Origin of the sequence: Streptosporangium sp. NPDC006013 (assembly GCF_040614275.1) — a bacterium.
Taxonomy (GTDB): Bacteria; Actinomycetota; Actinomycetes; order Streptosporangiales; family Streptosporangiaceae; genus Streptosporangium.
On the sequence record NZ_JBEXUE010000224.1, the window covers coordinates 1 to 15,980 of the forward strand.

At 71.0% G+C, this 15,980-nt stretch carries 13 protein-coding genes; 6 read left to right on the forward strand and 7 right to left on the reverse strand.

Going from position 1 to position 15,980, the window contains the following annotated elements:
* Nucleotides 1–145: 145 nt before the first annotated feature.
* Nucleotides 146–967, reverse strand: a complete 822-nt coding sequence (locus ABZ260_RS29230) for a DUF3027 domain-containing protein (protein ID WP_355624218.1) — start codon at nucleotides 965–967, stop codon at nucleotides 146–148.
* Between the two features lie 169 nt (nucleotides 968–1,136).
* Between ABZ260_RS29230 and ABZ260_RS29235 the strand changes: the two genes are divergently transcribed.
* Nucleotides 1,137–2,747, forward strand: a complete 1,611-nt coding sequence (locus ABZ260_RS29235; RefSeq protein ID WP_355624221.1) for an MFS transporter — start codon at nucleotides 1,137–1,139, stop codon at nucleotides 2,745–2,747.
* Between the two features lie 33 nt (nucleotides 2,748–2,780).
* Here the strand turns inward: ABZ260_RS29235 and ABZ260_RS29240 are convergent, their stop codons facing one another.
* Together ABZ260_RS29240 and ABZ260_RS29245 are read right to left on the reverse strand one after the other, a co-directional pair.
* Complete coding sequence (locus tag ABZ260_RS29240; protein WP_355624224.1) at nucleotides 2,781–3,179, reverse strand: cold-shock protein; 399 nt, start codon at nucleotides 3,177–3,179, stop codon at nucleotides 2,781–2,783.
* Between the two features lie 90 nt (nucleotides 3,180–3,269).
* Nucleotides 3,270–3,899, reverse strand: coding sequence for an HAD family hydrolase (locus ABZ260_RS29245; RefSeq protein ID WP_355624228.1), 630 nt, complete (start codon nucleotides 3,897–3,899; stop codon nucleotides 3,270–3,272).
* 304 nt (nucleotides 3,900–4,203) lie between these two features.
* Here ABZ260_RS29245 and ABZ260_RS29250 point away from each other — a divergent pair, with 304 nt between their 5' ends.
* Nucleotides 4,204–4,827: a helix-turn-helix domain-containing protein gene (locus ABZ260_RS29250; RefSeq protein WP_355624231.1), complete on the forward strand. Its 624-nt coding sequence runs from the start codon at nucleotides 4,204–4,206 to the stop codon at nucleotides 4,825–4,827.
* A gap of 26 nt (nucleotides 4,828–4,853) precedes the next feature.
* Here the strand turns inward: ABZ260_RS29250 and ABZ260_RS29255 are convergent, their stop codons facing one another.
* A complete protein-coding gene (locus ABZ260_RS29255; protein ID WP_355624234.1) occupies nucleotides 4,854–6,191 on the reverse strand; it encodes a hypothetical protein in 1,338 nt (445 codons plus the stop codon).
* A 145-nt stretch (nucleotides 6,192–6,336) separates the two neighbouring features.
* Between ABZ260_RS29255 and ABZ260_RS29260 the strand changes: the two genes are divergently transcribed.
* The 3 genes from ABZ260_RS29260 to ABZ260_RS29270 all read left to right on the forward strand — a co-directional run bounded on the left by ABZ260_RS29260 (nucleotide 6,337) and on the right by ABZ260_RS29270 (nucleotide 11,585).
* On the forward strand, nucleotides 6,337–8,748 hold the full coding sequence (locus ABZ260_RS29260) for a helicase-associated domain-containing protein (protein WP_355624237.1): 2,412 nt from the start codon (nucleotides 6,337–6,339) through the stop codon (nucleotides 8,746–8,748).
* A 422-nt stretch (nucleotides 8,749–9,170) separates the two neighbouring features.
* A complete protein-coding gene (locus tag ABZ260_RS29265) occupies nucleotides 9,171–9,716 on the forward strand; it encodes a hypothetical protein (protein WP_355624240.1) in 546 nt (181 codons plus the stop codon).
* A 222-nt stretch (nucleotides 9,717–9,938) separates the two neighbouring features.
* A complete protein-coding gene (locus ABZ260_RS29270; protein ID WP_355624242.1) occupies nucleotides 9,939–11,585 on the forward strand; it encodes a DNA repair helicase XPB in 1,647 nt (548 codons plus the stop codon).
* 188 nt (nucleotides 11,586–11,773) lie between these two features.
* On the opposite strand, the gene ABZ260_RS29275 is transcribed toward ABZ260_RS29270, so the two are convergent.
* On the reverse strand, nucleotides 11,774–12,088 hold the full coding sequence (locus ABZ260_RS29275; RefSeq protein ID WP_355624245.1) for a hypothetical protein: 315 nt from the start codon (nucleotides 12,086–12,088) through the stop codon (nucleotides 11,774–11,776).
* A gap of 131 nt (nucleotides 12,089–12,219) precedes the next feature.
* Here ABZ260_RS29275 and ABZ260_RS29280 point away from each other — a divergent pair, with 131 nt between their 5' ends.
* Entirely contained in the window at nucleotides 12,220–14,244 is a 2,025-nt protein-coding gene (locus ABZ260_RS29280) for an AAA family ATPase (RefSeq protein WP_355624248.1), read from the forward strand.
* Between the two features lie 13 nt (nucleotides 14,245–14,257).
* Here the strand turns inward: ABZ260_RS29280 and ABZ260_RS29285 are convergent, their stop codons facing one another.
* Entirely contained in the window at nucleotides 14,258–15,259 is a 1,002-nt protein-coding gene (locus ABZ260_RS29285; protein WP_355624252.1) for a YncE family protein, read from the reverse strand.
* A 499-nt stretch (nucleotides 15,260–15,758) separates the two neighbouring features.
* Nucleotides 15,759–15,980, reverse strand: a 222-nt coding sequence (locus tag ABZ260_RS29290) for a TCP-1/cpn60 chaperonin family protein (protein ID WP_355624255.1), incomplete at its 5' end; no start/stop codon positions are given.

Genomic DNA, 15,980 nt, shown 5'->3' on the forward strand with positions numbered 1-15,980 from the left:
CGATCTTCCAAAGGTCGGGGCCCGCGCGGCCAGGCGCCCCGGCCGGGACACCACGGGAGCGGCGCCCGAACGGCGACGGCCGGGCGGACCGCTGGGACGGGCGGCGGGGGCGGCTGCGGGGCGGAACAGACCCGGCGGCGCCGGGTCAGGAGTGACCGAGCGGCTCGGAGGCCGTATCGTCCACCGACCCGGTCAGGTCGGGTTCCTGGACGTCCTCGGCGGTGTCGTACGAGAGCGAGAGATCGTCGAGGATCGGCGCGGTCGGCTCGACCTGGTGCGGCAGCACCGCGGCCTCGGAGTGCGCGCCGCAGCCGTGGTCGGCGGCGACCACCCGCCCGTCGTCGGGGGCGTACTCGTTCGCGCAGACGCCGAAGCCGGTACGCAGCGCACCCGCGAGCGGCCAGTAGAAACCGCAGGTGGAGCACTGGGCGGGGGCGGCGTGCGCGAGCGGGGTGTGCGGCCCCGACTCGCCGGAGTGCCAGCGCCGCACGGCTCGGTCGCGGCCGATCGGGGAGAGCACCCGGGCTCGGCCGAGGCCGTACTCGAAGATCATCTGCTGGTCGGAGTCGTCACCGGTCTCGGTGAAGCCGGGCGCGAGCCGGTCGTCGTCCTCCGAGGTGGGCAGCAGGTCGCCCACGCCGAGGTCGCCCGGGCGGAGCCGATCGCTCCAGGGCACCCACTGCGGCGGCATCAGCGCGCCCGCCCCCGGCAGGAGCACGACCTCACTGACCGTCACGTTGCGCGCCCGCGAGGCGCGGGCGACGGTGACGGCCCAGCGCCAGCCGCGGTAGGCGCGGTCGAGACATGCGAAGTAGTGGGTGATGACACGGTCGCCCTCGCCCTCGACCCCGAGGTGCTCGCCCACATCGCCCGGCCTGACGTTCTCCTCGACCGCGGCACGGGCCAGGTCGACGGCCGCGACACACGCCTGGTCAAGGACCACGGCGCGGGATCGAGTCCGGCTCACGAGTCGTCTCCCGTCAGCCCCGCAGCACGACGGCTGCTGTCCCTACTGGCTCGCTCGCTCACTGCGCTCACAGTTCATTCTCACCCATGACCGGAGCGAACGGCACCGCGGACTCCCGTTAGCCCCGGCAGTGACCAGGCGCACCGGACAACTCCCCCACCCTTCGGGTATGACTGGATACGTGGCAGCTGGGTGGGAGCGGGTTCGCAAGACGGTGAGTGACGCCTCTCGGCAGGTCGGCAGGTCGGCCGCCGCCGCGGGCCGGGCGGGCGCGCGCGCCGGCCGGGGCACGGGCCGGGCGACGACGCGGGCGGCCCTGGGCGCGGTCAACGGCACCCAGCGAGTGGGCAGGGCCGCGCGACGGCTGACCCATGCCCAGGGCGCGGGCCGCACCGGGCTGGGCCAGCTGATCGAGCTGACCGCCGCGCACAGCGCGGGTGACGCCCTGGTCACCGCGGCCCTGGCCGGGACGCTCTTCAAGCTCCCGGTGAACGAGGCCCGCGGCCAGGTCGCCCTCTACCTGCTGATCACGATGATTCCGTTCGTGGTGGTCGCGCCCTTCGTCGGCCCGGTCCTCGACCGGTTTCGCTCGGGGCGGCGCTTCGTGATGGCCGGCACCCTCTTCGGCCGCGGGCTGCTCTGCTTCGCGATGGCGGCGGCGATCGTCCCCGGCGACGTGTTCACGATCTTCCCGGCGGCGCTGGCCGTGCTGGTGCTGTCGAAGGCGTACAACGTCTCCCGCGCGGCGATCATGCCGAGCGTGCTGCCCGCCGACATCGCGCTGGTCACGGCCAACGCGAGGGTCGCCCTGTTCGCGCTGGTCACGGCCGGCGTCGCGGTGCCGGTCGGCGCGGGCGTCAGCGCCTGGCTCGGCGCCGAGTGGGTGCTGCGCGGGGCGACGGTGCTCTTCCTGCTCCAGGGCGTGCTGGCCGTACGGCTCCCGCGCCACGTCGACTCCCCCGACCTGGAGGAGCTGGACGAGAGCGGCGAGGAGCGGCCGCACCGCTGGCGCACGATGCTGAACGTGGGCCCGGTGGTGGCCGAGGCGATGTGGGCCAACGTGGCCATCCGCCTCTACTCCGGGTTCCTTCTCTTCTACCTGCTCTTCCTCGTGCAGGACAGGAACCTGCCCGGCCTTCCGCCGACGGTCGCCATCGGTGTGCTGGCCGTGGCCGCCGGTGCCGGCGGGCTGGCGGGCACGGCCGTGGCCTCCTGGGTGCGCAACCACTCCCCGCAGGTCATCGTGCTGGCCACGCTCGCGGTGACGACCACGATCACGGTGCTGGCCGCGGTCGTCTTCCAGCTGTGGAGCGCGGTGGCGGTCGCGCTGGTGGCCGCCTTCGCCCAGGGCCTGGGCAAGCTCGCGCTGGACGCGATCGTGCAACGGGAGATCGGCGAGGAGGTGCGCTCGTCCACATTCGGCGTGGTGGAGGCCTTTCTGCAGATCTCCTGGGTGCTGGGCGGCCTGATCGGGCTGCTGCTCTCGCTGTTCGCCGGCGGATCGGCCGGGCTGGCCCTGATGACCGTGGTGCTGGCGGGCTCGCTCGGCTGGCTGCTGGTCCGTCGCCGCAGGCGGGTCCGGGAGGTGGACGCCAGGGTCGAGGCCGCCCGGGGTCCGGGCACGCCTCGTCCCGCCGAAGGTACAGAGCGGTTCGCGCGGGACGGGGTGTCCGCCGAGTGGGTCAGGCCGCGGGCCGCAGGGACGGCCACCGTGGTCGTGCGGCCTGATAACGCCCCCACGGAGAAGCGGACCAGACCGCTGACCACCCCCCACGGCTGAGCCGGGGCACGCGGAGGGGCGGTCGGCGGGCTGTCAGTCGTCCAGGTCGTCGGCCACCGCCCGGAGCACGGCAGCAATCTTCTTCGCGTGCGTGGCCTCGGGGTGTTTGCCCTTCTGGTACGACGTGGAGACCGTGTCCAGGAGCTTGATCAGGTCTTCCACGATGACGACCATCTCGTCGGGCTTCTTGCGCTTGCCCTTGGGCTTGGCGGTCTTGGCGAGCGTGGGGGGCTGGTCGATCACTCGAACCGAGAGCGCCTGCTGGCCGCGGCGCCCCTCGGCCACACCGAACTCGACCTTCTGGCCCGGCTTGAGGGAGTCCACGCCGGAGGGCAGCGCGGAAGAATGCACGAAGACCTCACCGCCGTCGTCGCGGGTGAGGAAACCGAAACCCTTGTCGGCGTCGTACCACTTGACCTTGCCACTCGGCACAGGGGTGACCTCGTTCAGACTGTCGTGAAAAGGAATGGATGTAGGTTATGCCCAGCGGACGCCGAGAGCGACCGTGTATTGGGGCCCGAATTACACAAGAGCCGTGGGAGTTCGCCAGCTGTCGAACCATTCGGTGAACTCGGTCAGATCGCCCAGGATCACATCTGCTCCGTGATCACGCAGTTCCACCGCCGGATAGACGCCCGTTGCCACCGCCACGCTGACGGCTCCTCCCGCTCGCGCCGCCTCGATGTCCGCGACATGATCTCCAACATAGGCGGCGGCGCCGAAAGTCGCGAGCGCGGGCCCCTTGGCCGCCCCGAAGACCGATCCGACGAGCTCGTCCACTTCCAGGCCGAGGAACTCGACGGTGTGCGCCGCGTCGCGGGCGTTCTTCCCCGTCACCACGGTGACCCTGCCCCCGGCCCGCCGTACCGCGTCGACCGCCTCGCGCGCACCGGGCATGAGGGTGGTGACCGGGACCGCGATCGACGGGTAAAGCCGCCGGTAGACGTCGGCCGCCGCGGGGACCTCGGCGGCGGGCATCCAGTTGGCCAGTTCCCACTCCAGCGGCGGCCCCAGCCTGGCCAGCACGGCGCCGCTGTCGATGAAGAAGCCGGTGCGCAACGCCACCTCGTCGTAAACGGCGGCGATGCCCGCGCGGGTGTCGGCAAGCGTCAGATCGAGGTCGAATCCCACCGAGTTCATCGGGTCACTCACCGCTCCTTGTCGGCTACTCGAAGAGGTTTCTTCGAGAAGCCCTCAAAGAATGCCAAATCCCCCTAAATATGGCCAATCCCAAGTGTTGTACATGACGCCGCCCACTGTGGAACCCTGCACCGGAAGGATTTACTTATCCGCGGGCAAACGGTCCCTCCCCGGACGGTTCCCCCTGAGCGCCCGACGGCCGGCACGCCCTCTCGGCGAGTCGGCCGGCGTGCCCTCGCAACGGGCTTGGACCGGCGCGGTGCGACCCGGCATGGTCGGCACTGGATAGGGTCATGGTGGAGGTATCGGCAGAGAAATGACCAGATCAACGCGCGAGCGGATCATCGACGAGGCCCTGCGACTGTTCGCCGAGCGGGGCTACTCGGCAACCTCGGTGGCCGAGATCGAGGCCGCCTCCGGGCTGTCACCGGGCGCCGGGGGTCTCTACCGGCACTTCAAGTCCAAGTACGAGGTGCTGGCCGCGGCGGTGAACGAGCACGCGGCCAGAACACGGGCGCAGATCGCCGAGACCCTGGCCGAACTCAGCGTCGTCGACACCTCGACCGAGATCGAGGAGCGGCTGGCCCAGCTGTGCAGGTCCGGGCTGGCCAAGGTCCGCGAGGAGAGAGACCTCACGCGCGTGTTCTTCCGCGACCTGAGCCAGTTCCCCGAGCTGGTCGCGACCGTACGCGACGGCCTCCTGCAGCCCATGTTCGACGCGATCACCACCTGGTTTCGCGCCCAGCCCGAGTACGCCGGGGCCGATGCCGACTGGCCCGCCATCGGCGCCGTGCTCGGCGGGGCGGTGGTCCATTACCGGCTGTTCGAGGAGACCGTGGGCGAACCCCCCGGCCGCGCGGAGCGCGACCGTTTCGTCGCCGCCTGGGTGTGCCTCGCGCTCGGCCTGCTGCCCCGGTCGGCGGTCCAGGCCATCGGCTGAGAGCCCCCGGCACGGCCCGCGGAGCGTCACCTGCCTCCCCGCCCCGCGGTGACCTCGGGATCGAGCAGGCGGCAGGCCAGCCAGAAGACCCCCCATGCCGCGCCCAGCAGGAACATGAGCCCGCTGATGCCGAAGAACTCATCCAGCACGGTGCCGAGGTCGTTCCTGGCCCGGACGAGGGCGACCAGGCCGCCACCGAGGGTGTAGCTCACGATCGGAGCGGCCAACCCGAGCACCTTGTCAGAGGTGTGCCAGCTCTGGCAGGCGATCACGACGAGCACCGCGACGGCCCAGACCAGCACCGGGATCCGGAAGATCGCGATCGGGGCGAGGGGGATGGGGATCAGCAGCCCGGCCAGGGCCAGCAGGCCCATGCCGACCGTCTCACGCCGGTGGCTCAGCAGGATCGCCCGGGTGTCACGCGCGGCGGGGGCGACGTCCTCCCGCGACCGAGCCGGGCTCCACCGGCGCGGCCACCCCCGCTGACCGCGTACCCGCCGCCTGGCCAGTAGCTCCTCCGCCTCCCGCATGCCCCTGACCACACCGGGCGGCAGCTGGCCCCGTGGCCCCGTGTCCTCCGGCCTCCCACCCGGCGCTTCCGGCGACGCCCCTTCCGCCGCCCCCGGCCGAGCCGTTCCCGATGCCGCGGGTGCAGCCGGTGAGGCCTCCCGCGCCTCAGGCGGGGCTCCCTGCGCTTCCTGCGGCGAGGGATCCCGTATGAGTGGTATCTCCTCGGTCGGCGGATCGCCCTCCACGATGTCCTCCCACTCGTCCACGGAGTCCTCTCCACCACCCGATCCGCCACCCGGGCCGTCGTCGGGGGTGACCGGTGACGCCCCCTGGTCCTTTCGCCCTGACCCGCGAGCGGCCGAGTGGCCGGGATCGCCCGGTGCGGGCTCGGCGGCATCCGAGGGGACTCCCGTCGAGGCGTACGGATGCCCCCGCACGGGCCGGCGGGGAGCGGGGACACCGAGATCGCCCGGTGCGGTCTCGCCGGGGTCCCGCGCCTCGCGGCCGGCCGCGCCGGAGTCCGCCGGATCGGAACCGGGGGCTGAATCGGGGGCGGAATCGTCCGGTGTGGGCGCGGCAAGGGGCATGGCCGGAGCGACGACGCCCGCGGCCCGGGAGCGCGGCTGGGCGCCCAGTCGGCGCAGCTCGCGGCGGACCAGCGCGGCGGGGTCACCGAACCGGGCCAGCACCCTCTCCACCGCGGCCGGATCGTCCGTTCCCGCCCGCTCGGCGTCGATCCGCCTGCGCAGCACCGCGACGAAGTCGATCCGCTGCCTCGGCTGCAGCACGCCCTGGGCGGCGTCGGCCGCCTTGCTGACGTAGTCCAGGACGAGCTGGTCGGCACGCTCGATCACGCTGGCCATCCTCTCTCGACATCGTCTCGCTCGTGAGCTTCTTCCCCCATTCACCCCCCATCACGTGATCGATTCACCCCCTTCGTGTGATCACGGAATTCGCTCAGGCCGCATGATGTCGGTCAAGCCTCTTACCATTGACGGAATGAGCACGGAGTTCACCGAGTGGCTGCGCAGTCAGAGCGACGACCGGTTGCGGGCACTCGTCTCCATACGCCCCGAGCTCATCACCCCCGTGCCCGCGCATCTGGAGGGGCTGGCCGGGCGAGCCGGCAGCCCGTCGGCGGTGGGCAGGGCACTCGACCGGCTCGACCGGTTCACACTCGCGGTCGTGGAGACGCTGGTGGTGCTCCCCGCCCCTGTCCCCTACAGGTCGCTACGCGCCCAGCTGGCCCGTGCCCTGCCGGGGGCGGCAGGCCCGGCGTTCCAGAGCGCCCTCAAGGAGGCGGTCGAGCGGCTGCGCACCATGGCGCTGGTCTACGGACCCGACCGGGCCCTGACTCCGGCCCCCGGTGTGCGGGGGGTGCTGGACGCTCCCGCCGGGCTCGGCCCGCCCGCCGAGGAGGCGTTCCGGCACCATTCCGCCGAGCGGCTGGCCGAGCTGATCCAGGACGCCGGAGGCGAGGGCGGCGACACCAGGGAGGCCCTCGCCGCACTGCTCGGCGATCCGGAGATCGTCGGACGGCTGGTCGAGGAGGTATCGCCGCAGGCCCGGTCGGCGCTCAACGAGCTGGCCTGGGGTCCGGCCAGCGGCCGGGTGCCCAACGCCCGCCGCGAGGTTCGGGCCGCCACCGCACAGTCGCCGATCGAGCAGCTCCTCTCCCGCGCGCTGCTGGCCGCCACCGGTGAGGAGACCGTGGTGCTGCCCCGCGAGGTCGCGCTGTTCCTGCGCGACGGCCGGATCCACCGGGACCTGTCCCCCCTCCCTCCCGTGTCCGGGGGCACCGAGCGCGACCAGAGGCTCGCCGACCGTACGGCGGCCGGACAGGCGTTCACCTTCACCCGCGCGGCGGAGGAGCTGTGCGAACGCTGGAGCGTCGATCCGCCCGGCGTGCTCCGCAGCGGCGGCCTGGCCGTGCGCGATCTCAGACGGGTCGCGACCCTGCTCGACCTGCCCGAGTGGGGGGCGGGGATGATCATCGAGGTGTGCTACGCGGCGGGGCTGGTCGCGGCGAGCGGCGCGGTCGACGGGGAGTGGATGCCCACCCCCGGCTACGACGGCTGGCGGGTGAAGGCCACCGAGGACCGCTGGGCCCTGCTGGCAGGCGCCTGGCTCACCATGGACCGGGTGCCGGGGGTCATCGGCGAGCGCGACGAGCGTGACCGGCTACTCAACGCCCTCCATCCCGACCTGCGCCGCGCCGCCGCCGCCGAGGTGCGCGCCACCACCCTGGCCATGCTCGCCGCGACGCCGGGGGTGGCCCCCACTCTCGACGCGGTGCGGATGCGTCTGGCCTGGGAGCAGCCCCGCCGTCGCAGCGGCCAGCGCGACCAGCTGGTGGAGTTCACGCTGCGCGAGGCCGAGCAGATCGGTGTCACCGGCCTCGGACTGCTCTCCGGCCACGGCCGCGCCCTGCTTCCCGAGGCCCTCGACGGTCCCGGCGTCTCCGGTGACCCCGGCGTCCCCGGCGGTGGCCGTGCCGCCTCCGCCGCCCGCCTGCTGCTCCCGTTGCTGCCCGAGCCACTCGACCACGTGCTCCTCCAGGCCGACCTGACCGCCGTCGCCCCCGGGCCGCTCACCGGCGACCTGAGACGGTGGCTGGCACTGGCGGCCGAGGTGGAGTCGACCGGCGGTGCGACGGTCTACCGCTTCGACGAACGGTCGATCCGGCGGGCACTGGACTCCGGGCAGGGCGCCGAGGAGATGCTGGCCATGCTGGAGCGCCACTCGGCCACGCCGGTGCCGCAACCGCTCAGCTACCTGGTCACCGACGTGGCCCGGCGCCACGGCCGGATGCGCGTCGGCACGGCGAGCGCGTACGTGCGGTGCGACGACTCCTCGCTGCTGGACGAGGTGATGGCCGACAAGCGGGCGATCCCGTTACGGCTGCGGCGGCTCGCCCCCACGGTGATCGCTGCCCAGTCCTCCCGGCCGACGCTGGTCGACTCGCTGCGCGCGATGGGTTACGCCCCGGCCGCGGAGTCCCTCGACGGCGACGTGATCATCACTCAGCTCGACGTCCGCAGGACCGAGAGCACCCTGGCGGTCCGCGCCCCGGTCACGTTCGGCGGCCCCGAGGCCGACGTGGTGGCGGCCGCCGTCCGCGCCGTGCGCGCGGGTGACGCCGCCCACCAGGCCCGCAGGGCCCCGGTGGTCGCCCCCGGCGGCCAGGTGCCGCGCTCCCCCGCCACCGCCACGATCGTCGCCCTGCGCGAGGCCATCCGGCAGGGGTCGCAGGTCTGGATCGGCTACCTCGACTCCCAGGGCAACGCCACCAGCCGGATCCTCGAACCGGCCCGGATGGAGGGCGGCTATCTCACCGCCTACGACGAGACGCGGGCGGCGGTGCACCGCTTCGCCCTGCACCGCATCACCGGCATCGCCGACATCGCCTGAGATATCCTCGGCGGGTCCGGCCGGGATCGGGGACGGCCCCGGCGTGCCGGGGAAAGGCCACGGGGTAGTCTCGATCTCGGGATGGGGCCGCCGCGAGCTCGGTCACCGGTCCTGCGGGACCGCGTCACTCGCCGGAACGCGAGGGCCCCTTTTCAGTCTCATCCCGGCCTTGGTCTCTGTCCCGCGGATCTTGCCACCGCGAGGATCGGTCGGGTGCTGCCTCGCGAGGCGGAGGGAGGGAGCCGCGGTGGCCGACGACGCGGCGGGGCGTCGCCTGAGCGACCGCGATGGGCAAAAGTTCCAGGAGGGTAGGGCCTAGCTGCCGGAATGCGACCGAGTCCATTCGTCAAAGGCGCACGGCTCACGGCCCATATCGTGATATCTGTTGATGTTCCGAGCTCCACAGAAGCGAGAGATCCACAGTGAGCAGCGGTCACTCCGAAGGCCCCAGCACCAACCCGGACGACTGGAAGAGCCCCTATAACACGGGGCCCGGCCAGACCTCCGGCTACGGTCAACCCCAGCAGGGTCACCACTCCGAGCACTTCCAGCCGTCCGGCTACGGCCAGGCCCCCGGCTACGGACAGCCCGGCTACGGCGAACCCGGCTATGGTCAGGGCTACGGGCAGCCCGGCTACGGCGAGCAGCCCTACGGGCAGGGTTACGGCGAGCCCGGCTACGGAAAGGGCTACGGCGCACCCCCGTACCGCAACACCGAGGGTGTCAGGACCCACGCGATCGTCGCCATGGTCATCAGCATCGTGCTCACGCTGAGCTGCTACGTGACCCTCGGCGGCCTGGCCGGCGTCATCCTGTCGAGTGTCGCCCTGGGGAGGGTGGACACCGACCCCCCGGGCGCCAGGAACCTGCTCAAGTGGACCTGGATCAGCATCGGCATCAACATCGGGCTGATCATCCTGGGTGCGGCCGCCTTCATCATCGCCGGCATCAACGGCGCCTTCGACTGAACATCCCCGGGGACCGCCATCCGTGGCCTGTGGTCGCGCACGGGTGCCGTAGACCGGGCAGGCGAGGAATCGCCGGGTGGTGAGATCCATCACGCCGGACGGGAGGTGGGACTGCCCAGGCGTTCCCGCCCGTTGCACACAGGAGACATGGAGCGGGGCGCACCCGCGAGTGCGACCATGAGCTGATCCGCCGTAGCCCGCAGCGACCATAGGGAGAAGTCTGTGACTGACGGACCACTGATCGTCCAATCGGACAAGACCCTGCTCCTTGAGGTCGATCACGAGAAGGCCGGGGAGTGCCGCAAGGCGATCGCCCCGTTCGCGGAGCTGGAGCGCGCGCCCGAGCACGTGCACACCTACCGCGTCACCCCCCTGGCGCTGTGGAACGCGCGGGCCGCCGGGCATGACGCCGAGCAGGTGATCGACGCGCTGATCGCCCACAGCCGCTACCCCGTGCCGCACGCGCTACTGGTCGACGTCGCCGAGACGATGTCGCGGTACGGCAGGCTCCGCCTGGAGAAGCACCCCGCCCACGGGCTCGTCCTGAACAGCACCGACAGGGCGGTGCTGGAGGAGGTGCTGCGCTCCAAGAAGATCCAGCCGCTGCTGGGCGAGCGGCTGGGCGACGACGGCGTGGCCGTGCACCCGAGCGAGCGCGGCAACATCAAGCAGCATCTGCTCAAGCTGGGCTGGCCCGCCGAGGACATGGCCGGGTACGTCGACGGCGAGCACCACCCGATCGCGCTCACCGAGGACGGCTGGGAGCTGCGCGCCTACCAGCGGGAGGCCGCCGAGGCGTTCTGGCACGGCGGCTCCGGCGTCGTCGTGCTCCCCTGCGGCGCGGGCAAGACGATCGTGGGCGCGGCGGCGATGGCGCAGGCCAAGGCGACGACGCTGATCCTGGTGACCAACACGGTCTCGGCGCACCAGTGGAAGCAGGAGCTGCTCAAGCGGACCTCGCTGACCGAGGACGAGATCGGCGAGTACACCGGTACGAAGAAGGAGATCCGGCCCGTCACCATCGCCACGTACCAGGTGATGACGACCCGCAGGCAGGGCGTCTACCGGCACCTGGAGCTGTTCGACGCCCGCGACTGGGGCCTGGTCGTCTACGACGAGGTGCACCTGCTGCCCGCGCCGATCTTCCGGATGACCGCCGACCTGCAGGCCAGGCGGCGGGTGGGCCTGACCGCCACACTCGTACGCGAGGACGGCCGCGAGGGCGACGTGTTCTCCCTGATCGGCCCCAAGCGGTACGACGCGCCGTGGCGGGAGATGGAGAACCAGGGCTGGATCGCCCCGGCCGACTGCGTCGAGGTGCGGGTGACGCTGACCGACGCCGAGCGGCTGGCCTACGCGATGGCCGAGTCCGAGGAACGCTACCGGTTCTGCGCGACCACACCGTCCAAGACCCGGGTGACCGAGGCGCTGGTCCGGCAGCACCCGGGCGAGCAGGTGCTGGTCATCGGGCAGTACATCGACCAGCTCGACGAGCTGGGCGAGCACCTGAACGCGCCGGTGATCAAGGGGGAGACGAAGGTCAAGGAGCGGGAGCGGCTCTTCCAGGCGTTCCGCGACAGGGAGATCCAGGTCCTGGTCGTCTCCAAGGTCGCCAATTTCTCGATCGACCTGCCGGAGGCGGCGGTGGCCATCCAGGTCTCGGGCACCTTCGGGTCGCGGCAGGAGGAGGCGCAGCGGCTCGGCCGGGTGCTCCGGCCGAAGGCGAACGGAGGCGGGGCCCGGTTCTACTCGGTGGTCAGCCGCGACACGGTCGATCAGGATTTCGCCGCCCACCGGCAGCGGTTCCTGGCCGAGCAGGGGTACGCATATCAGATCATCGACGCGGACGACGTGCTCGCCGGAGAATAGCCCCACATGGCGAACACGTCGTCAATTTGTGTCAGGTCCACGAAATCCCGCGGGCTTTCGACAAACAAACCACCCCCTCGCTAGGCCTCGCGGCCACTGGCGACATACCCCCATGATCTGCGGGAGTCACCATGTTCGCCTGGCTTTTTCGCCATTTCACAGGAGAATGACGGAGGGTGCCAGGATGATTACCGAACGATCAGTCCGCCGACAAAGAAAACGCTTTCCGCGATCATCCACATGATCACCGCAGTGATCATCAGAGTGATAAAACGATTTTCGTCACCGCGAATCCTGGGCACCAGCCAGGCACCCGCCGTGCAACCGGCCGCGATCACCGCGAACAGGGCCGATGCCCCGGCCACCCCGTCCAGCCGAGCCACGCAGCCCGGGTCGGAGCAGAATGCCTCCGGCCCCCAGCCCGCGAACACCGAAAGCCCCCAGAGCGCGGCCAGGAGAAGATTGGCGACCGTCGGTATGACAGGGGAGATCCGCACGCCCATCGGGATACCCGCGCCCACCGCGTCCCAGTCCGACGTTAATCCTTTTGAGACACACCGGCGCCACCGCTAAGCTGGCCCATTCGCTACCCGATGACCACCACCTCCGTTTATCGAATGGGAGGCGCTTCAGCGTGCCCGCACATCAATTGGCCCCTGACATAACCGACGATCCCGCCCGGACCCTCGCCGCCGAGCGCGAGCACCTGGCCACCTCCAGAACGGCGCTGCGCGCGATGCGCGAGCACGCCCAGTCCCTCTCCTCCGACGCCGCCGGAGACTGGGTCTCCCAGCAGATCCTGCAGGCGCTGCTGGACCAGCGGGTGGCGGCGCTCGCCGACCACTCGGGCACGCCCCTGTTCTTCGGCCGCCTCGACCGCCAGGCGGACGACGACCTTCCCGGCACGGTCTACGTCGGGCGCAGGCACGTCCACGACGAGCGCAGCCGACCCCTGGTGATCGACTGGCGCGCCCCGGTCTCGCGGGCCTTCTACCAGGCCAGCCCGTCCGACCCGATGCACGTCGTGTTGCGCCGCCGGTTCGGCTACCAGGGCGGCGACCTGACCGCCTACGAGGACGAGCGCCTCGACCAGGGCGGCGCCGCCCTCGCCCAGAGCAGGATCCTCACCGAGGAGATCGAGCGCCCCCGCTCGGGACCGATGCGCGACATCGTCGCGACGATCCAGCCCGACCAGGACGAGATCGTCCGCTCCGAACTCGGCCGGACGGTGTGCGTCCAGGGTGCCCCCGGCACCGGGAAGACCGCCGTCGGCCTGCACCGGGCCGCCTACCTGCTCTTCACCCACCGTGAGCGGCTCGCCAGGTCGGGCGTGATGATCGTCGGCCCGAACCGGGCGTTCCTCTCCTACATCTCCTCGGTCCTGCCCGCGCTGGGCGAGGTCAAGGTCGACCAGACCACGATCGCCGGGATCCTCGGCGACCACTCCGCGACCGAGGACCCCGCGGTCGGCGCGCTCAAGGGCGACGCGAGGATCGTCGGTGTGCTGCGACGCGCCCTGTGGGCGCACGTGGTCAAGCCCACCGAGGGCGTGCTGTTCACCAAGGGGATCAACCGCTACCGGGTGGCGGACCACGAGGTCCGCGAGATCGTCGCCTCGCTCCGCGGCACCACCCGCTACGGCCCGGGGCGCGCGACGCTCGCCCAGCGGCTCGCCCACCTGGTGCTCGTCCGGATGGAGCAGCGCGGTGAGTCTCCCGACGACCGGGTGCAGGACGCGGTCGCCAGGTCCAAGCCGGTCAGGCAGCTCGTGGACGCGGTCTGGCCCAAGCTGACCCCGCAGCAGGTGCTCCATCGGCTGTTCAGCGACCCCGCCTTCCTCGCCGCCGCCGCCAAGGACGATCTCACCGCCGCCGAGCAGTCGCTGCTGCTCTGGCCCAAGCCTCCCAAGTCCTTCCGCTCTGCGAAGTGGTCGGCGGCCGACGGCGCGCTGATGGACGAGCTGGGCGACATGATCGAGCGGACCGTCCCGCTGGGCCACCTGGTCGTGGACGAGGCCCAGGACCTGTCGGCGATGCAGTTGCGCGCCCTCGGCCGGCGCTGCCGCACCGGCTCCGCCACCGTTCTGGGCGACCTTGCCCAGGGCACCACGCCCTGGTCCGCCCGGTCCTGGACCGAGGTCCTGGGTCATCTGGGCTTCGAGGACGGCGCCGTCACCGAGCTGACCCTCGGCTTCCGCGTGCCCCGCGAGGTCCTCGACTACGCGGCCAGGCTGCTGCCCTCCGTCGCCCCGGACCTGGCCGCCCCCCGGTCACTGCGCCCCGGCGCGGGCTCCCTGTCGGTGCGGCCGGCACCCGACCTGGCCGCGGCGCTGGCCCATGCCGCGCGGGAGGCACTCGCCCGCGAGGGCTCGATCGGCGTCATCGTCCCCGACGCCCTGGTGGGCGCCGCGTCCGAGGCCCTGTCCGACCTGGATCACCGGGTGCTGAGCCCCGACACCGTCGAGGACCACCGCCTCCTGGTCATCCCGGCGACCCTGGCCAAGGGCCTGGAGTACGACCACGTGATCGTGGCCGAACCCGCGGACATCGTCGACGCCGAACCTCGCGGCCTGGCCCGCCTGTATGTGGTCCTGACCCGGGCCGTCACCTCACTGACCGTCCTGCACGCCCGGGAGCTTCCCGCCCAGCTCGCCGGGTGACCACCTGATCGGGCTACGGCCCGCTCCCCGGCTCGCGCGCTCTGATCGGGGCGGTACTCCGGCGAATGTGGTGCGCCGCTCTGATCCCGAAAGGATTTATACCGACCGGGATGACCCTGATGACCCCGTTGGTCTTGGGGTTGATCACAGTCACGCTGTCCGTGTCCAGGTTGGCCACATAGATCTGGGCACCGTCAGGGGAGATCGTGATTCCGAAGGGGGAGCCCTCGACCGGGATGGTGGCGGTGACCTTGTTGGTCTTGGCGTCGATCACCGTCACGACGTTCGGAATCAGGTTGGTCACGTAGACGTGGGCGCCGTCATCGGAGACCGCGATCCTGAAAGGATGGTTGCCCGCGGGAATCTCGGCGATGACCTTGTTGGTCCTCACGTTGATCACCGACACGGTGTCGGAGTCCTGGTTGGCCACATAGACACGGGGACGAGTGGGAGAGAACCTGATCCCGAACGGGCTGTGGCCGACCGGGATGGTGGCGATGACCCTGTTGGTCACCATGTCGATCACCGACACGGTGTCGGAGTCCTGATTGGCCACATAGACACGGCGATAGGGAGCGGCGGCGAGTCTGAAGGGGCTGTGGCCGACCGGGATGATGGCGATGACCCTGTTGCTCCTCGTGTCGATCACCGACACGACGTTCGCCTGCACATCGGTCACGTAGACGCGGGTGCCGCCGTAGGAGACGTCGACCCCGACGGGGTGGCCGTCGATGGGGATGGTGGCAGTGACCTTGTTGCTCCTTGTGTCGATCACTGACACGTTGTCCGACTGCGCGTTGGTCACGTAGACATGTGCGTTGTCGGGAGCGACCGCCACCCCGATGGGGTTCTCACCGACGGTGATGGTGGCGGTGACCGTGTTGGTCGTCGTGTCGATCACCGACACGGTGTTCGACTGTGAGTTGGCCACGTAAACGACATTCTCCGGCGGCGTGGTCGCCACAGCCGTGGCTGTCGGCGCCGCCAGTCCGGCCACGATGACCAGCACCGCCATGGCTGGAAGGACACGTGACCGCCACCCGCCCCCCGGTAACCGACCAGGTGGTTTCCAGTGGTTATGATCCATCGTTCCCCTCACCTACCGCTGTACCACCAAGAACCCCGTCGCTACAGCAAGGACTTTGTTCTATGGCCGCACGGCAGCGCGTCCCGGAAACGACACACCGGCTTGAACTCTTGTTCCGTCCGCCTTGTCCATTTATTGCTTGATAGCAGCGAAGTCAGCCGGCCAGCTTGGATGTGACCGCGCCCCTCGGCCCTGCTCGGCCGGTCCCCGGCTTTTCGAGATCCCTCTTCTCGCCCGCGACTCCGTACCGGCCGGCGCCGGATCGAACTCCGCGGCTCGTGGCCTCTCCGGCGGCGCCCATCGGGGCGGCCCATTCGAGGACGCACGACGACCACGACGACAGGTGACAGACGATGCCTCGGGGAACACGCAAAAGAGGCGCCCCCGACATCTCGGGGTCGCCTCTTTTACCTGAAAGCGGTTGGACTTAGAAGTCCATGTCGCCGCCGCCGGGCATGGCGGGAGCGGCCGCGGCCTTCTCGGGCTTCTCGGCGATGACGGCCTCGGTGGTGAGGAACAGCGCCGCGATGGACGCCGCGTTCTGCAGAGCGGAACGCGTCACCTTGGCCGGGTCGATGATGCCCGTCTCGAACAGGTTGACGTACTCGCCGGTGGCGGCGTTGAGGCCCTCACCCGCGGGAAGGTTGCG

Coding starts and splice junctions, on each gene's coding strand:
- ABZ260_RS29235 (WP_355624221.1), top strand. CDS start 1,137: ATGACTGGATACGTGGCAGCTGGGTGGGAGCGGGTTCGCAAGACGGTG.
- ABZ260_RS29250 (WP_355624231.1), top strand. CDS start 4,204: ATGACCAGATCAACGCGCGAGCGGATCATCGACGAGGCCCTGCGACTG.
- ABZ260_RS29260 (WP_355624237.1), top strand. CDS start 6,337: ATGAGCACGGAGTTCACCGAGTGGCTGCGCAGTCAGAGCGACGACCGG.
- ABZ260_RS29275 (WP_355624245.1), bottom strand. CDS start 12,088: ATGGGCGTGCGGATCTCCCCTGTCATACCGACGGTCGCCAATCTTCTC.
- ABZ260_RS29285 (WP_355624252.1), bottom strand. CDS start 15,259: ATGGCGGTGCTGGTCATCGTGGCCGGACTGGCGGCGCCGACAGCCACG.